This window comes from Methanospirillum hungatei, assembly GCF_019263745.1.
Taxonomy (GTDB): domain Archaea; phylum Halobacteriota; class Methanomicrobia; order Methanomicrobiales; family Methanospirillaceae; genus Methanospirillum; species Methanospirillum purgamenti.
In genome coordinates, this window is the sequence record NZ_CP077107.1 from 1,114,333 (window position 1) to 1,131,470 (window position 17,138).

General features: G+C 38.2%; 16 protein-coding genes. 6 read left to right on the forward strand and 10 right to left on the reverse strand.

Annotated features, from left to right (window positions below; all coding sequences use genetic code 11):
* Positions 1–11: 11 nt before the first annotated feature.
* The 10 genes from KSK55_RS05205 to hmdB form a co-directional block, all read right to left on the reverse strand.
* A complete protein-coding gene (locus KSK55_RS05205; protein ID WP_218608459.1) occupies positions 12–1,058 on the reverse strand; it encodes a hypothetical protein in 1,047 nt (348 codons plus the stop codon).
* Between the two features lie 135 nt (positions 1,059–1,193).
* Positions 1,194–2,084, reverse strand: coding sequence for a hypothetical protein (locus tag KSK55_RS05210; RefSeq protein ID WP_218608460.1), 891 nt, complete (start codon positions 2,082–2,084; stop codon positions 1,194–1,196).
* A gap of 315 nt (positions 2,085–2,399) precedes the next feature.
* Positions 2,400–3,449: a hypothetical protein gene (locus tag KSK55_RS05215; protein WP_218608461.1), complete on the reverse strand. Its 1,050-nt coding sequence runs from the start codon at positions 3,447–3,449 to the stop codon at positions 2,400–2,402.
* Positions 3,450–3,820: 371 nt separating this feature from the next.
* Positions 3,821–5,338, reverse strand: coding sequence for a 5,10-methenyltetrahydromethanopterin hydrogenase cofactor biosynthesis protein HmdC (gene hmdC, locus KSK55_RS05220; RefSeq protein ID WP_218608462.1), 1,518 nt, complete (start codon positions 5,336–5,338; stop codon positions 3,821–3,823).
* Positions 5,339–5,458: 120 nt separating this feature from the next.
* The gene (locus KSK55_RS05225; RefSeq protein ID WP_256664191.1) at positions 5,459–5,965 is read right to left on the reverse strand and encodes a FeGP cofactor biosynthesis protein HcgF family protein; all 507 of its coding nucleotides are present in this window, start codon (positions 5,963–5,965) and stop codon (positions 5,459–5,461) included.
* The gene (locus KSK55_RS05230) at positions 5,959–6,588 is read right to left on the reverse strand and encodes a hypothetical protein (RefSeq protein ID WP_218608463.1); all 630 of its coding nucleotides are present in this window, start codon (positions 6,586–6,588) and stop codon (positions 5,959–5,961) included. The genes KSK55_RS05225 and KSK55_RS05230 overlap by 7 nt, the downstream gene beginning before the upstream one ends.
* Before the next feature lie 5 nt (positions 6,589–6,593).
* A complete protein-coding gene (locus KSK55_RS05235; RefSeq protein ID WP_218608464.1) occupies positions 6,594–7,334 on the reverse strand; it encodes a Nif3-like dinuclear metal center hexameric protein in 741 nt (246 codons plus the stop codon).
* A 4-nt stretch (positions 7,335–7,338) separates the two neighbouring features.
* Positions 7,339–8,127, reverse strand: a complete 789-nt coding sequence (locus KSK55_RS05240) for an SAM-dependent methyltransferase HcgC family protein (protein WP_218608465.1) — start codon at positions 8,125–8,127, stop codon at positions 7,339–7,341.
* Complete coding sequence (locus tag KSK55_RS05245) at positions 8,111–8,605, reverse strand: DUF3236 domain-containing protein (RefSeq protein WP_218608466.1); 495 nt, start codon at positions 8,603–8,605, stop codon at positions 8,111–8,113. The genes KSK55_RS05240 and KSK55_RS05245 overlap by 17 nt, the downstream gene beginning before the upstream one ends.
* Before the next feature lie 14 nt (positions 8,606–8,619).
* Positions 8,620–9,663, reverse strand: coding sequence for a 5,10-methenyltetrahydromethanopterin hydrogenase cofactor biosynthesis protein HmdB (gene hmdB, locus KSK55_RS05250; RefSeq protein ID WP_218608467.1), 1,044 nt, complete (start codon positions 9,661–9,663; stop codon positions 8,620–8,622).
* A gap of 251 nt (positions 9,664–9,914) precedes the next feature.
* Between hmdB and hmd the strand changes: the two genes are divergently transcribed.
* The 6 genes from hmd (at position 9,915) to mcrA (ending at position 16,791) form a co-directional block, all read left to right on the forward strand.
* The gene (hmd, locus tag KSK55_RS05255; protein WP_218608468.1) at positions 9,915–10,973 is read left to right on the forward strand and encodes a 5,10-methenyltetrahydromethanopterin hydrogenase; all 1,059 of its coding nucleotides are present in this window, start codon (positions 9,915–9,917) and stop codon (positions 10,971–10,973) included.
* 281 nt (positions 10,974–11,254) lie between these two features.
* Positions 11,255–11,743, forward strand: a complete 489-nt coding sequence (locus KSK55_RS05260; RefSeq protein WP_218608469.1) for a methyl-coenzyme M reductase operon protein D — start codon at positions 11,255–11,257, stop codon at positions 11,741–11,743.
* A gap of 723 nt (positions 11,744–12,466) precedes the next feature.
* Positions 12,467–13,768 carry a coenzyme-B sulfoethylthiotransferase subunit beta gene (gene mcrB, locus KSK55_RS05265; RefSeq protein ID WP_218608470.1) on the forward strand — a complete coding sequence of 434 codons (1,302 nt, stop codon included), beginning with the start codon at positions 12,467–12,469 and terminating at the stop codon, positions 13,766–13,768.
* 2 nt (positions 13,769–13,770) lie between these two features.
* The gene (mcrD, locus tag KSK55_RS05270; protein ID WP_218608471.1) at positions 13,771–14,307 is read left to right on the forward strand and encodes a methyl-coenzyme M reductase operon protein D; all 537 of its coding nucleotides are present in this window, start codon (positions 13,771–13,773) and stop codon (positions 14,305–14,307) included.
* Positions 14,308–14,317: 10 nt separating this feature from the next.
* Positions 14,318–15,088, forward strand: a complete 771-nt coding sequence (gene mcrG / locus KSK55_RS05275) for a coenzyme-B sulfoethylthiotransferase subunit gamma (RefSeq protein ID WP_218608472.1) — start codon at positions 14,318–14,320, stop codon at positions 15,086–15,088.
* Positions 15,085–16,791, forward strand: coding sequence for a coenzyme-B sulfoethylthiotransferase subunit alpha (gene mcrA / locus KSK55_RS05280; protein WP_218608473.1), 1,707 nt, complete (start codon positions 15,085–15,087; stop codon positions 16,789–16,791). Before mcrG ends, mcrA begins: the two co-directional genes overlap by 4 nt.
* Positions 16,792–17,138: the final 347 nt, after the last annotated feature.

Below are 17,138 nucleotides of genomic sequence, written 5' to 3' on the forward strand. Positions count from 1 at the left end.
TTACTGAAATATTAGGTTTTCAGTCCCAGGGTCTTTTTTACCTCTTCCATATCAGCACCGGATTTGATTCTCCCACCGTAGAGTAATTTTATTGCTTCTTTGTCTAGATCAGACAATTCAGTATTCCGTGCCCCACCAACCTGGTAGAAGAAACTATCTTTTTCTGAATAGGTTGTTCCATGCATCCCCATACTGTAAAGGATACCATAGAGCATGTAATAATGCCGATCTTCGGTATTGAGTGAATCAAGTAGATACAGGTGATCATCAGCAACCATACCGATGAGCTTACCTTCCGGATCCTTAATGAGTCGTTCATTTGTTTTCCGGTCATCCTTGTAATCATCCAGCATTTTCTGCGGGATAATCTTGATGTTATAGAAGTTATACGGAACATCGGCATAATTTGTTTTTAAAAATCCAAGTGCGAGTTCTTCATCCTCAAATTGGGTCGTGTCGGATAGAGAATTCAACACCGGAGCCAGTTCAAGAAGGAATTTTGTATCATCAGCAGTGTAAAATGCATCCATCCAGAACTGATAATCCTTGTTTGATTTAAACTGAGTTAATTTTGGATTATCATTTCCGAAAACAATATCTACAAGATGCTCGGCAACATCTGTTTTATCAAAGGTTTTTCCGGTTTTTTCTGTTCCCTTTTGAACATCAACAAGATCGCCCCGGAGGTACAACATTCGGGGAGAGACAATACCAATCAGGTCATTGTTTTCGTTATAAATTGGATATTCATCAGAGGTAATTTCTGTTTTCAGTTGTTCCAAATCAGCAGGGGCAACAATCTTGATGTTATAGAAATATCGATCATCCACACCTTTATCGGATATAACAGAATTGCTATCAGACGTCGCTATTTCTGTTGCTTTTGGACTGGTATCCTGGTTTTGCAATGCCGGTTTTTCTTCTTCAGTGACAGTTTTTTCATCATGATTTGTCTGTTCTGTCTCTGTTGTTATACTCTCTGCTGGCTGAGATATACATCCGGCACTGAACAGAACCAGGACAAAGAGTCCAATGCATAAAACTACATTCCACTTCATAATTTTTCATACCTTAATATTACAATGTTCTAACTATGTTACAAATATATTGTATTAAAACTACTTTTTTGATTGATTGTTGCCCTTTTTTTCCCATTGGAAATTTCCATCTTTCACATAGGAAAAAATTTGGGATTATTCGTCGTTATCAATCCCCAGGGCTTTTTTAATTGCATTCGTATCAAGACCTGATTGCAATCGTCCGCCATACATCAATTCAATTGCCCCCTTATCAAGGTCAGAGAGTTCAGTGATTTTCGTATTATCTGGATTGAAAATACTGTCCGGCAGTGTACTTTCACCATGGAAACCCATACTAAATAGTAATCCTCTTAGAAGGAAATGTTTCCGTTCATCTCCAGTCAGATCAGAAAGCAGGTAAAGATGGTTTTTTCTGACAATTCCTACGTTATTTTCATTTTTATCTTTTAACAATTGTTCGGTAGCACTATCACGGTCATCTAGTAATTCTTTAAACATATCTTTGTCTACTATACTAATCTTATAATAGAGATACTGAATCGGAACATAATTGGGTGTATATGATGGAAGAGCGATTTCTTCGTCTTCAAAAGTAATCGTTTGAGAGAGATCGTTTACAACATCAATATATTCTCTTAAAGCTTCCACATCAGACTGTTGATACATTGCATCAATCCAGATCATATAATCCTGTGTGTTTTCAAAAAGATCTGTCTTGGCATTATCCCGACCAAATGTAATTTCTATTAGGTGCTTTCCAATTTTTTCCTTGACATTTTCCATTTCTTTATCAAGAACAGGAAATTCTTTTTCATTAAGATCACCTCGTAAATATACTACACCCGGAGTAATAACTCCAATAAAAAGACCTTTTTCAACTTTCAGAGGAATTCCTTCAGGTCCAATATTGGATATTACTGATTCCATCATTTCCGGAGATACTATCCTGATCTCAAATAATCCTTTAAAATCTTTTGTATCGCTAATACTCCTAGATATACTTTCATTTTGAATTATCTCCCCAGCCCCCATGCAGGGAATCACAAAGAGAACAGTACATGTAAAAATTAATAAAAAAATTAAAAATTTTTTTATCATTAGTGTATGGTACGAATTTCAGTATGTAATAATTATCCCATAAGTATTCTATAGAACTATATTAAAATCAGAGACGTATGGTTTTCTCCCTGATGATGATTTCATACTCGCATGAGTACGATTATCTCGCATCTGGTGACATACAAAGTATAATTTATATAACCTGATATATATTTAGCCTCAATTCGAAAATATAAGAATAATAAATTTCTTTAAAATGATTCCCACTAATATAATTCACCAGTATGTAAAACGTTTATACTAACTTCCGGACATTGTATCAACCTGAAAAAAAGGTGCCCCGGGGTTATGCAATATACTGGTGGTTCCTTTTTTATTTCGTCTTATTTTCAGAATATCCTCAATAAAAAGGAGACAATGTTTCAAAAATCGATGATCTACCGGGTTTTGAATACAGACCCCAGTAATACGTTCGATTATCCTATCATCACCATCATGAGGCATATCCCTGAACCAATGATCTTTGTCGAGTATGACTATTCGACTAATGGAAGAATTTTTTTGCCTCAATTTTGTTTCAAGGAAAAAAGCATTACTAACAGGTATGTCAAGGTCTCCTGATCCATGTAGGATAAGGCATGGAGCATCGAGGATAGAAAGAAGAGCAGACGGAGATTTATTTTCTGAAAAAAAATCATCCGGCAGGTGAATACTCATTGTATTACCATTATCTTTTAGTTTTATCACTCCTTTCCCTTTTCTAGACGCCTGGAGTATCTTTCCAAGATTAGACATGATGATTTTTGTTTCCGGATCAAGTAATGGGATAATATTCTCTCCCCGTGAATTGATTCCATTATTTTTCAAAGGTAGATATTTTTGTGTAAGGATTGAATCAATATCAGTATACATACCACCTGCGATAATATATCCAGCCGGCTTAAGCCCGTATGAAACAATTTCACAGAGCATTCTACTTCCAAATCCATGACCAAACAAAATCGTTTTTTTGATCATGATGCCAGATTCCTTTGTTATGTCTTTTATTACAGAATATGTTCTGTGTATATATGACGATGCCATTATTTCATCATCGGTTGGAATGTTTTGAAGATTGTCTGGTTCAAGAGAAAGGGTGGCAATACCATGGCCGTTGAAAAAGTCACAAATTTCCTTTTCGAAAGAGATCTCTCTCTTCCAGGCATCATTCCGGCTTCCCGGACCACAAAATGGAAGTAATCCATATACCCAATTTGGGAAAAATATGACCAGAGCTCCTGAATGTTCAATCGTTGGATGAGATATTTTCCATTGCAGAATACTATGATTGGATGTGTTATGAGGATTCATGTGATGATAAAGTAATCTCATACCTATTAATACTTTCTTAATTTTTTGTAGCAAAGCCACTTACAAAATTTACGTGAATTTAGATATGATATTGTATTTGTTGTAAATTTGATTGGTGTTACAAAAATAATGGAATTATAATCTCCATTTAGGTAAGACAAAATTATAATTTCGTAATAATTTTTTACTTAAAAACGAATATCATATTGGCAGGATTGAGGGAATTTTTTCAGAGATTTTCAAATTTCTGAAAAACGGGAATAAATGAATCACGAAGCTGGAGAGTTATTGATAATTTTCCCAATACCTGCCACATCATACAATACTGATTTTTCTCTCGTTAAAAAACGTTATGAACGTTTTTAATATATTTAGATAAGAGTAATCGCATCAGAATAACTCCATGACATTTTTTGAACCAGTGCGGGGATAGTGGAGCAAATAATAGTCGTATCTGCATTTTCATAAGCAGAGAGATCATTCGATTCTGCTGGAATTACTAAAGAGGATAATTCAGATTGCAAATTATCAACGGTTGTCTTTTCAACCCAGGGATCGATATCACTGATGGTGATATCTTGAACAATGCCATCTAATTTTTTTGCTATAACCCATGAAACAAACCTACCACCAAATAAAGCAACATTATCCCCAATTTGTCCATCCATTGCCATTGCCGCGATATCAGACGCAGTTTTTAACACTCTGGTCTGTTCATAAAGCGGAGTATGTGAGAGGCATGCCCAATGTGCATCTCCAACATAAGTAAACCCAATCTTTTGTGGGTATACATTTTCAGTCCCGACCACTTTAATTGATTTCGCCAGGGCAATGAGTTCTTCTTTCTGAATGGGAGTTTGAGTCCACCGGTCCCTAACTTCTTCTTTCATAATTTGAATAACCCTTGGCAAACCAAACTGACCTCTTTTTGCAGTACCAGGTTCATATCCGCACATATATCCATGGTGGTTTTTCGGGAAACCAGTGATGATTGCGTTTAATCCTGCCCGAAGTCCAATTCTGCATTCATCCTCATATGCACCATTGGTTGCAACAATTTTACCAGGAGCTAGAATCCTACCAATTGTTACAGCATGAGCAAATGAAGTGAGACGATCCGAAGCACAATTAAAAGGGCCTCCTTCAATAACAAATACATCAATTCCTAGATCAAGACCTGCAGAAAATCCTGAAAGCAAATCTTCATAGCCATCACCTACAAAAAGGATTCCTTCTGTCCCTTTTCCATATTTTTTTGCCAGTTCCGCGATTTCTTTTGCTTCATCTAATGGTGCTGCATGCCCTTCTGCACCTTGAACACATGTCAGATTTACAGCTACAGATGATGAGATTTTTATCCACTCTTCTCGATCAAATAGACCATCCCTTTCTTTGTCAAGGAGTCGTGCATGGATTCGGTCACGAGGACATCCATCAAATGGTGGACCCTCATTATAACACTGTCCAGGACAACTGATAATTTCCTGTGGAAGTCTCATTGGACCATATCTTCCGAAATGATCCAAGTCCAATGGAACATCAGTAATTTCTCGAACTTCTCTTAGAAGATCTATTCCCCTCATACCATGTGCTTCGGCAATGTCAGCAAAAGCATAGGCACATACATGTATTGATGCTCCAATTAAATCCGCAATTCTTGAATTTCCTAAAATGTCTCGTTTTTCAAGATCTGAAGCGCATGTTCCTACCAGAATTTCAGTCAGATCACAACCGAGAGGGAAACGCTTGAAATTATTACCTAGGTTGATTGCCTCTTCCCTGTTTAGTGAACACACCGCTTGAACTATTTCTTCAGGATCTTTCTCCATTTTAGAGAGTTCCCATGCCTTGTCCAGATCTACTGCAGCTTGCCTTAAGAGTTCTATCATATGATTTCCACAATTAAATTTTGTATAAGTATTACTTATGATTAAATTATTAAAAATAATTATGTAATTTTTTAATTCTGATCTTATTATAGATTAAAAAACTGCATTTGTATGTTAAAATTATATACCTGGTGAAAATTCTTGCTCCAATATCTTTTCTAACATCTCGAGTGTTTTTATTATGCCAGATTGTTGTCTTTTCTGAATGACAGGATAAGAATCGAATAGGAGATTAGCATCACATTCTGAGGAAAATTTTACACATTTATCATGGTAAGAAATAGCTATCCCGCCTTTCCCAATACCTGCAGTTGTGCCAATTCCAATATCTGCACCAGTAATACGTTTTACGGATTTTGCCATGATCTCCGCCATAATCAAATCCTGATCCTGATCATACACTTTTATATCATGAAGGTTTGCAACTGGATTAAGAGGAGCACACCCTAAAACCGTATTGACCCCTGACAAGGTTGGAATAAAAAGTCCGGCAATCAGAGATAATTGGTATCTGCTATTTACTAATCTCCAATTAAATGAGAGTGGATATCCTCGGGAAAAAGCATGAATTTCAGTAGCAATTTTACCATGGGTAAAACACTCCGCTGTTGCTATTCGGATCAGCATTTGTTATGCAATGCCTTCAGTATTTCTCGGGTAATTATCTCCGAAACCCTATCAAGAACATATGGAGTGACCGGTTCCCAATCACGGATGAGTTTTCCTGTACCAATAAGCAGATGATTATGGACTCCGAATGATTGAAGTGAACTAACAATAGGATTATTCGTATCAGCAGATAAGATATCAGTCGTTACAATTGGCTCTTCTCCAATCCCAAATACTCCCATCGTACTGATGGTTATTGCCCCTAATTTTTGGGCATGATGAATGATAGCAGCAGTAAGTGGTAATGTATCGCCTCCAGCTATCTCAATACAGATAACATCACCAGAAATATGCCCCAGGTTTTTTACAGATATATATTCTGGGATTGCAATAATTTTCTTTGATAATCCGTATCCCATATATTTTCTAAATGCTATTACTTTGAAATCGCCTACTGATCCAAACGGTTTGAATATTACATCATCGTCAGAAATTTTTTGTCCATCTATTACGGTGAGAGATGCCGGCCCTCCCCTGTGTACCTGTACCAGATTAAGCGCAGTCCTCAAACCAAGTCTCCCCAGACCAACAAGAGTAACTTTTCCTCGGGGATTTTTATTCATTTCAATTGTTTCTATCATATTAATTAGACCGAGAGGGTGTTCATAATATTCTGCCATGGCAGAGCTTCGTTTCTTACTATTACATTCGGGCCAAGTGTGGCGATAAAATTCCCAAGTCTACACAGACCAGGAAACTCAGTTGCATAATGAGTTGCATCAATCAGAGTTAATCCAGCTGCTTTTGCAAGAATCGCACCAGGATGAGTCATATCTCCTGAAACAAAAACATCAACCTTTTTTTCAATAGCTATCTGAATGAGTTTAGAATTCAAACCAAAACCTGACACCAATGCAACCTTTTTGATCATTTTTAAGTTATTATAATTCACGATACGAATATCCATTATTCTGAGTTTTTTTTGTAATTCGCGAATAAATCGTTCTAATGACACCGGGCCATTCAAGATCTGTCCAATTCTCCCAAGTTTATTCTCATCATCAAGGAGAGATTCTGGGACAATATGGAGACAATCAGCAAGAGCATCGCATGCTCCTCCTTGAATAATATCCCAGTTTGAATGAATGACATATGTAGGAATTAGCGGAATGGTAATTGGGGGATGATGAAGAATCAGAAGATCAAATTGATTATAATACTCATTTTCTAAAGGTGAAGGTGAGATATAATCCATTAGTACGAGAATATTTTGGACATAGAATATAGCGGGATCAATAGTACCAATATAACCAACAATATCACCCTTCATTGCCAGTTTTAATGGAATTTCCTGCTCAATTATCTGAAAAAGTTCTGATGCTTTCATGGAATCAACACATCCGATCCAGAAGGCGGGAATTAATACAAGAAAGAACATTTTCGATTACGTAATTAATATCCAGGTTTTTTAGAGAAGAAGCGACTAGAGCGGGTTTAGAGAGGACCTCTAAAAATAGGTCTGGATTTTTATCTTTGAACAAGATTCGTTCAAAAAAATCCAGGGTGGAAGAACTGTAGAGCACTCCTTCTTTGCTCTCTACTTCTTTCATCGACTTTTTCACTACTTCAAGAGTCAATGTCATAGTGCCCGATGTTTTTGTCATCAAACCATCTGTTTTGATTATCCCACACATACTGGAGGGATAAATACTCATCTGGGATAACAGGTTACTGATATTTCTCGTATATTGGTCACTACCATCTGAACTGGGATCTTCAATGATGAATGCCTTTGGAGGATGGAACAGAGCTAATTCTTGTGAAGTGATCCCACCAAGCCCCGTTGTATTTATGATAACATCGAACTCATCTTTGATAATCTCCTTTATATCCGTTACAAACCGAATATCCGGGTGAAAAAAACCGCTTAAATGTGGATAGATATCAAGAACAGTAACCTGGGTTGAATGAATGAGGTAATTTGCAAGTCTGATTCCAGTAAGATATGATCCAATTATTAAACAGTGGGCAGGGTCAAGATTTTTTTCATCTAGCCAGGACAATACTCCTTGAATCTTTTTTTCACAAATTAATTCAATGATATTGAGGAATGAGTATTGAGAAAACACTGTAGTAACAGTTTCTGTAATACCAGTTTCTGTATCATACGGGGGTAGCATTTTTTTCCCTCGTGAATCCGATACGTTCGAGTGCAGAAGACAATTCTTCAACAACAGCATCATAAACAGTCTTCGTATGAAAAATATGGGGTGGAGATAGAGCTGCTGACAGAATACGACCTTTTCTGTCAATGATAATGAGCATAGAACCAGATCCTGGAATTCCAAGTCTTCCCCGGGCGATAACAAGGTCGGCATCGCATAAATCCAGTGCCATATGTGCTTTGGTGAGAGCAGGTATCCGGCTTAAGTCACAACAATGTGTATAAAATTGGAGATGAATCGCCGAATTGAGACCATATGATTCCAATGTTGAGTTAATTGCTTGCAATTTTTCATCATTCCAATTCGGAACGACGATTTTTCTTGCTGCTCTAATATAGGATTGAATTTCCTGAACTTCTTCGAAGGTATCCCCTTTACGGAATTTTAACGCAGATTCTTCATAAGCAACATGGATTTTTTTTTCTAAACTCATAGTATCCTGAAATTTTAACTTACTATAGGAATATTACGTTGTAGATGCATCGAATGCGATTTAAAAGATGTTTTTAATCCCATTTCATGAATTACGGATAGAACATTCGGTAATGTACCACACTCAGGGTTTCCGACTCCTTTGATATCATGAGGATATGAATCAGGTATAACAGTCGCAAGATTATCTGCTCCTGCAAGAAGTGAATATCGGACATTTTCAGGACCAATTGTAGGAGTAGGTACTGTAATACGGATTTCTGGAAAGAGGATCCGAGTTACGGCAATCGTTATCATCTGTTCTTTCAGCGAACAGGGAGGATGATTTTGCATAGGAGTATCCTTATATGGATTAAAACCCATAATTGGGATTTCCCGAAGGTTTGGAAATTGTTTTAAAAAATGCAGATGGTGTATCCGATCAGAATAGGATTCACCAATACCGATGAGGAGGCCTGATGATAACTCCAGACCACTCTCTGATATCATATTACAGGTCCGGATCCTATGAGAAAGTCTTTCACCGGGTTTGATATAATAAAATAATGTTTCATTCGTAGTTTCAATGTTACAACAAACAGTATCTGTCCCATAGTCAGCTAATTTTTTGAGAGTTTCAGAGGTAAGATCCGTTCCCACATTTACTAAAAGATTAAGAGAAGTGTTCTTTTTTACAATTCTTGCTGCATCGACAGCATGTTCTCCGTTATGACCATGTGCTCCTGAACAACTTACTCTGGGAATTCCTGATTCTTCAATGATTTTTGCTGCTTTAAGAATCTCATCAGGTGTTTTATAAAAGGGATGATAATACCCACCTGTTGATGTTCCTGCAGCAAATCCGCAATATTTGCATTTCGGGACAACGGAACATTGATTTGTGATGTGGATGGTAGATGTCAGGGTAATATGTTTACCCAGGTCATCTCTGATAGATTGAGCAATATTAAGAATACGCTGAAAATCAACATCATTATTAACTGATGAAAATAATTTCAGAATATCAGACCTTTCTAGAGAATCATCATGTTTTATCTTTTTGAGTATGTCCTGTATCACAATAACACCTGATATCTTAAGTAATAATTTTTGAATATTCTTGTTAAAATTTTATACATTTATTATTTTTTATAATTTTTGTTTATTCACATTGAAACTATTGTTAAATTTATTTGAATCTTATAATTAAAGATTAAATGATAAAATATATAGCATTATAAAATAAGCAATTATTACTGCTATTCATATTTGTATTACTAAATTAGATTTAAATATAAATTGTGAATATGCAGTAATACATAGGAGAGAACATGAAAGTTGCAATACTAGGGGCCGGATGTTACCGGACACATGCGGCTGCCGGAATCACAAATTTTTCACGTGCATGTGCTGTTGCTGAAAAGGTCGGTAAACCGGAGATATCAATGGCCCATTCTACAGTTATAATGGGAGCCGAACTAAAATATTTGGCAGATATATCTGACATAACAATTTCCGATCCAATCTTTGACGGACAATTTACAGTCATTGATGATTTCGCATACGAAGATGTTATGAAAGCTCACCTAAGTGGAAATCCTGAATCCATCATGCCACAAATTCGGGCAAAGGTCAAAGAAGTTGCAAAAGAGCTGCCTAAACCACCGAAAGGAGCAATTCATTTCACTCACCCAAAAGATCTTGGTTTTAAAATTACAACCAATGATAGTGAAGCAGTTAAGGATGCAGATTGGATCATTACCTGGCTACCTAAAGGCGATATGCAGAAGGGAATAATCGAAAAGTTTGCTGGAGATATTAAAGAGGGTGCGATAATTACCCATGCATGCACAATTCCCACGACGAAATTCTATGGAATTTTTGAGGAATTGGGCCTCACGAAATCCAAAAATGTTCAGATATCGTCTTATCATCCTGGAGCTGTTCCTGAGATGAAAGGACAAGCATTCATTTCTGAGGGATATGCATCAGAAGAAACCATTAAAAAACTGATGGATATTGGAATGAAAGCACGAGGCGAAGCATTCAAGCTTCCTGCTGAACTTCTTGGGCCGGTATGTGATATGTGTGCTGCCCTTACTGCGATTACATATGCTGGACTTCTCACCTATCGTGAATCGGTGATGAATGTTCTTGGAGCTCCAGCTAGTTTCACCCAGATGATGGCGAAAGAATCACTGGTTCAACTTACTGCCCTTATGGATAAAGTAGGTATTAAAAATCTCGAAGAACATCTTGACCCCGGCGTATTCCTCGGAACTGCTGATTCTATGAATTTTGGTGCAATTGGAGAAGTATTGCCCCCGGTTCTTGAAGCGCTGGGAAAACGGAAATTAAAATCCTGTACCCCAGAAGGGATGTGTGAGTAAAATAAGTTTGTTATAACCATACTAAAGAGACAATTTTTTCATTAACCTGGCAGATGCCATTCCTGCCAGGTTTTTATCTTTCCTAAATTGTTCTTCAATCATACTGCTTTTTATTATTTTGTATAATCATTTATAGATTTTAAAGATAGAGATAATATTATTTAATACGATTATATAAATTTGTAAGAACTTTTTTCATCTCATCATGCAATCTAATACCATGCAGAGAATTATCATAGTCATCATTTGGTATATGATCACTCTGCAGAGGAGGAGAGAAAATGAAGGATATTAATTATCCACAATGTCAAATCATTCCTATCCGTATGCTTCATCCGGATAACGCAGAAAAATTTCTAGATGGGCTTACCTATATACCGGGAGTTAGAAGAGTCCTTGTACATGGGCCGGGTATAATTAAAGAAGCGATAAACAAACCACGAGATATTTTATCAACCCATATACCAACACCAACCGATATTAAAATTGCCAATCAACCAATTCAGATGCACATACTTATGGGTGACGTCATTATCGAAGCCTTAGATGAAAAGGTAATCGATGAGGTTGCAGAATATTGCGGAGAATTTTTCAATGATTTGGCATTTCAGATTCTTGTTGGAAAATTTATAAAAACAGAACCATCAACTTCAGATCTCATTTCATCTGAAAAAATTTCTGATCCGGATTTTATTGGATTATCTGAGAATAAACCATTTATTGCCCCAGCAATTATCAAACAAGATAACCAGGAACAATGCATAGTATAATTTTCACCTTTTTATATTATTCCACAACCGACAATTTAATTATTTATTAATACGAATTTTTAATTTCGTGATATTTTTGTAGTATTAAAATCAATTCATTATGTGGCGGCGGATTGGGGAAGTACTTCAATATTAAATCGTCGTACCTGCTTCATGAGGAAAATGGACAAGAGAATCATGAAAAGACCTAAACTCCGCCACCCTGCATTCGGTTAATTACGATAAAAAATAGTGTGTGTTTCCCGCGTTCACTATTTTTTCCTTTCATAATCACGAGCACACCATCAAAGCATCCTATTAATTATTAAATTCAACACGTGAACAAAATCTTTTTTTGAAATCCAGTTAGATTTGATTTGTTAATAGTAATAAAATAATATAAAATTTTCACTAGAAATAATAATTTATAGAATTATATCTGCGTGCCATTTAAATTGTACTTCCGCATATACTTTTACAAAATCATTCAATTTAACTGTTTATTATAGATTTATCGAGCCCACATCTAATACAAATATGATTTTATTTTTTAAAATAGAAGAGGCAATGACCAAATAAAAATAAAAGTTTTTATATTCTCAAGGAAAAAATATTCCGAGAATAATGTAATAATATTCAAAATATTCGTAATACTAATTAAGTAAAACTGCACACCATATTTGTAGCTCAGTACCAGGAACATTCTGGTTTGCTGGACTTTCAATAGTATCACAGGAAAAGACTATGAAACAATATCAGGACATCATTGATTTATATTCTGATGATGGAAAACTGTTAAAAAGCGGGACGACAATAAACCGGATCCATCCTCTCCTTAATCCGGCAACCCGCCGAATAATTGACCTGACCAAACGAACCATCAATGTCAACCTTCAAGGAATTGAACAGGTTCTTGCAGGAGGAAGACTCGGAAAGGGACGAATACCAGGTAGAGAGTTAAAACTCCCTATCATGGAGCATAAAGACTCCATTGTGGCACGAATCAAGGAAATGGTAGAACTTGAAGAGAATGATGATACCAAAATTCTTGAATTTAATAATGGGAATCTCCTTCTGGTTCAGGTTCCTACAAAACGGATCACTGGGGCAGCAACATATGATGCAGCCATAACTTCAGTGGCATCGGCAGTAACGTATGCTATCGTAGATGAATTTGATATTAGTCCTTTTGATGCCTCAACAGTAAAAGCAGCAGCTTGGGGTTCATATCCACAGACACAGGATATGGAAGGATCTCTTGTTACCTCTATTCTTACCATACCCCAAAATAATGAAGGAATCGGGTATGCTCTAAGAAATATTTCCGTAAACCATTTTGTCATGATGACGAAAAGGAATGCTCTTCAGGGAGCAGCCCTCGCTGCTACACTGGAACATACAGGAATATTTGAAATGGGCTGTGTTGGGCCATATGAACGAAATCAGCTTCTGTGTTATGCATACCAGGGGCTTAATGCAAACAACATGGTATATGACCTGGTTAAAGAGAATGGGCAAGAGGGAACTGTTGGAACGGTAGTACAGTCTCTGGTTGAGCGGGCCCTTGAAGACCGGGTGATAAAACCAGGTAAAAAAGGCGGATATTTTACTTTCTATGATACCGATGACCCAATGCTCTGGAATGCATACGTTTCTGCAGGAACACTTGCAGCAACAATTGTAAATTGTGGGGCTGGAAGATTTGTTCAGGCTGTATCTGCAACCCTATTATATTTCAATGATCTGATTGAACACGAAACTGGCCTTCCTTGTAGTGATTTCGGTAGAAGTATGGGCACAGGGGTAGGGTTCTCTTTCTTTTCTCATTCAATTTATGGTGGAGGGGGACCAGGTATTTTCAATGGAAACCATGTAGTAACTAGGCATGCTGCTGGAGTTGCTATACCCTGTGTAGTTGCAGCCGCTGCAATGGATGCAGGAACGCAGATGTTTGCCCCAGAAACAACCTCAAAAGTAATGGGAGAGACATATGGGCAGATCGACGTTTTCAGTAAGCCAATTCACCTTATCGCGGAGGGGACTTAAGGATGGGTGCATATACACATACTTCATCAGCATATCCTCAGATCAGGATCTGTTCTATTCGGATGATGAAGCCTGAAACATGTGAGGGATTGCTGAATAAATTAGTAGAAATTCCAGGAATTCGCAGAATCCTTCTTCACGGACAGAATATCCCTAAAGTCATACCCTATGGACCGGCCAGAGGAATGGAGAATAAAACTACTATGAAACGGGATATCACCGTGGGTGATACAACCTGTAACATCCGGATGCTGGTCGGAGATGTAATACTAGAACTTGATGATGAATGTACTATCGGACTTATCAACCGGATTTGCAATGATTTTTTTGTCAAATTTGGATTTATCATGCAAAAAGGGATATTTATCAAACCAAGTATGACCATGGTTGATTATGCGAAATACGGGCCAAATGCCGATCCATCACTCATTGGAATGGTTGATCCCCGTTCGAAAGAACGGCCAGTGATGGTTGTTTCTCATGAAGAACAGGACATAAAAACGACATACCGTTGTGAAAATAATATGCTTGAAGGATAAGGTGACTGACATGAAATATACTCCTCAATACGGACCAGGAACCTCTATTGTTGCAGAAAATCGTCGTAAACAGATGAATCCCAATATTGAACTGCAGAAAATGAGAAAAGTGACAGATGAGGACATCGTTTTAATCCTGGGTCACCGTGCTCCAGGAGAAGGATTTAAAAGTGTTCATCCCCCGGTTGATGAACTCCCTCCAGTAAACTGTCCGATGAGAGATCTGGTTAAACCTACAGAGGGTGCAAAACATGGTGACCGGGTCAGGTATGTGCAATTTGCAGATTCCATGTTCAACGCTCCATGTCAGCCATACCAGAGAACATATGCAGAAATGTACCGGTTCAGAGGTATTGATCCTGGAACACTTTCCGGACGTCAGATTGTAGAGTGTAGAGAACGGGATCTTGAAAAGTACTGTAGTACTCTCATTGAAACAGAAATGTTTGACCCAGCACGAGTAAGTCTTCGTGGTGCCACAGTTCACGGCCATTCGTTACGTCTTTCTGAAGAAGGCATGCAATTTGACGCCATTCAGCGGTGCATCATGGGTGATGATGGGAGAGTTAAGTACGTAAAAGACCAGATTGGTGTGCCACTTGACCGTCAGGTGGATGTAGGAAAGCCACTTGATGACGACTGGCTAAAAGAACATACTACCATGTTCCATTCTCTTGTTGGAACCCCCCTTCGAGAAGATCCTGAATATATCGAATATCTGCAGAGAATACACACACTCCGGACAAAATATGGATTCATGCCAAAGGAGGAAAAGAAATGACCCGGGTAGAACACTCACAAAAACGTTTTTTAAAAGCACTGAAGGATAAGTTCAAAGATCAGAATGTAGAATCCACAAAGACCACATTTTACTGCTTTGACGGTGTACACCAGTCAGCACGAAAACGTGAGTTTATTGAAATTAATAAACGAATTGAAGAAAAACGTGGAATGTCCATGTATGATCCTGATCATTGCCATCTTGGTGGGATCCCCATGGGCCAGCGTCAGCTCATGTCATACGAGGTATCTGGAACAGGAACCTATGTCGAAGGTGATGATCTTCATTTTGTAAATAATACTGCAATGCAGCAGATGTGGGATGAAATCCGCCGGACAGTTATTGTCGGAATGGACATGGCTCACAACACATTGCAAAAACGTCTTGGAAAAGAGGTTACCCCGGAGACTATAAATGAATATCTTCATATCCTGAACCATGCGATGCCAGGTGGGGCAGTTGTTCAGGAACACATGGTTGAGACTCATCCAGGTCTGGTTGACGACTGTTATGTAAAAATCTTTACCGGGGACGATGAAGTAGCAGATCAGATTGATAAACAATATCTCCTGAATATCGAGAAACTTTTTTGCAAAAAACATGCTGAAGAGTTAAAAGCAGAGATTGGGAAGTCTATGTGGCAGGCTATTCACATCCCTACCATTGTCAGCCGTACCTGTGATGGAGGCACAACAAGCCGATGGTCAGCGATGCAAATTGGAATGTCATTTATTGCTGCATACCGGACCTGTGCCGGAGAAGCTGCTGTTGCCGATCTTTCCTTTGCTGCAAAACATGCCGGAGTTATCCAGATGGGGAGTCACCTTCCGGCCCGTCGTGCACGAGGTCCAAATGAACCAGGAGGTATTAAGTTTGGACTTTTCAGTGATATAATACAGACAAACAGAAAATATCCTGATGATCCAGCTTGGTCAGCCCTTGAACAGGTAGCTGCTGGTGCAGTCCTCTTCGACCAGATCTGGCTGGGATCATACATGTCTGGTGGTGTCGGATTTACCCAGTATGCAACCGCTGCATATACTGATAACATCCTCGATGATTTCACCTATTATGGGATGGATTACATCAAAGACAGATATGGATATGATTATACACAACCAGGTCCGGACAAGACTATAAAACCAACACAGGAGATGGTTAACGATCTTGCAACCGAAGTTACCCTGTATGGAATGGAACAGTACGAACAATTTCCAACTCTTATGGAGGATCACTTTGGTGGTTCACAGCGTGCAGCTGTTCTAGCAGCAGCATCCGGGATCACCTGTTCCATGGGTACCGGCAATTCCAATGCAGGTTTAAACGGCTGGTACCTCTCGATGATCATCCACAAAGACGGCTGGTCCAGACTCGGATTTTTCGGGTATGACCTCCAGGACCAGTGCGGGTCAGCAAATTCCCTCTCAATGGAACCTGACCGTGGTGCGATGGGAGAGCTTCGAGGTCCGAATTATCCAAACTATGCCATGAATGTCGGCCATCAGGGTGAATATGCTGCTATTGTCGGAGCAGCACATTTCGGTCGTAATGATGCATTCTGCTTTGATGCCCGGGTAAAAATTACCTTTGCCGATCCCTCCCTCCGGTTTGATTTCTCAGAACCCAGAAAAGAGTTTGCACGTGGTGCAATACGAGAATTCGAACCGGCCGGGGAACGATCTCTGATAATTCCTGCAACATAATACAATATTTTTTTTACATTTAGTACACGTCCCGGAGAGGAACCTGCAATCCTCTCTTTTCATTCGATAATATTATTTCAGGTACTATTTTGTTAAATAAGTGCTCGAACAACAAAAGGAGAATTTTATTAAATTGTAGCAACATACACTATAATTGTACCACAGCTAGGAGCATGCAACAAAGGTGTTTGTACAAGAAGAACCAGAAGAGACAACGATCTAATCCAAAAAATACCGATCTTAGGGCAGATGCACCTCGTTAGCTGTGTCACCTTCTTACACCCCAAAAATTTGCATCTGCCCGTATTCTATCACCTCATTATCAGATTGGTATTTGAAATTAATAC

What these genes read in the sequence shown, in the direction of transcription:
- mcrD (WP_218608471.1), top strand. Translation starts at nt 13,771, where the DNA reads ATGGGTGCATATACACATACTTCATCAGCATATCCTCAGATCAGGATC.
- KSK55_RS05215 (WP_218608461.1), bottom strand. Translation starts at nt 3,449, where the DNA reads ATGAATCCTCATAACACATCCAATCATAGTATTCTGCAATGGAAAATA.
- KSK55_RS05260 (WP_218608469.1), top strand. Translation starts at nt 11,255, where the DNA reads ATGAAGGATATTAATTATCCACAATGTCAAATCATTCCTATCCGTATG.
- KSK55_RS05230 (WP_218608463.1), bottom strand. Translation starts at nt 6,588, where the DNA reads ATGATAGAAACAATTGAAATGAATAAAAATCCCCGAGGAAAAGTTACT.
- KSK55_RS05245 (WP_218608466.1), bottom strand. Translation starts at nt 8,605, where the DNA reads ATGAGTTTAGAAAAAAAAATCCATGTTGCTTATGAAGAATCTGCGTTA.
- hmd (WP_218608468.1), top strand. Translation starts at nt 9,915, where the DNA reads ATGAAAGTTGCAATACTAGGGGCCGGATGTTACCGGACACATGCGGCT.
- mcrG (WP_218608472.1), top strand. Translation starts at nt 14,318, where the DNA reads ATGAAATATACTCCTCAATACGGACCAGGAACCTCTATTGTTGCAGAA.
- mcrB (WP_218608470.1), top strand. Translation starts at nt 12,467, where the DNA reads ATGAAACAATATCAGGACATCATTGATTTATATTCTGATGATGGAAAA.
- hmdC (WP_218608462.1), bottom strand. Translation starts at nt 5,338, where the DNA reads ATGATAGAACTCTTAAGGCAAGCTGCAGTAGATCTGGACAAGGCATGG.
- KSK55_RS05205 (WP_218608459.1), bottom strand. Translation starts at nt 1,058, where the DNA reads ATGAAGTGGAATGTAGTTTTATGCATTGGACTCTTTGTCCTGGTTCTG.
- KSK55_RS05240 (WP_218608465.1), bottom strand. Translation starts at nt 8,127, where the DNA reads ATGCTACCCCCGTATGATACAGAAACTGGTATTACAGAAACTGTTACT.
- mcrA (WP_218608473.1), top strand. Translation starts at nt 15,085, where the DNA reads ATGACCCGGGTAGAACACTCACAAAAACGTTTTTTAAAAGCACTGAAG.
- KSK55_RS05225 (WP_256664191.1), bottom strand. Translation starts at nt 5,965, where the DNA reads ATGCTGATCCGAATAGCAACAGCGGAGTGTTTTACCCATGGTAAAATT.
- KSK55_RS05235 (WP_218608464.1), bottom strand. Translation starts at nt 7,334, where the DNA reads ATGAAAGCATCAGAACTTTTTCAGATAATTGAGCAGGAAATTCCATTA.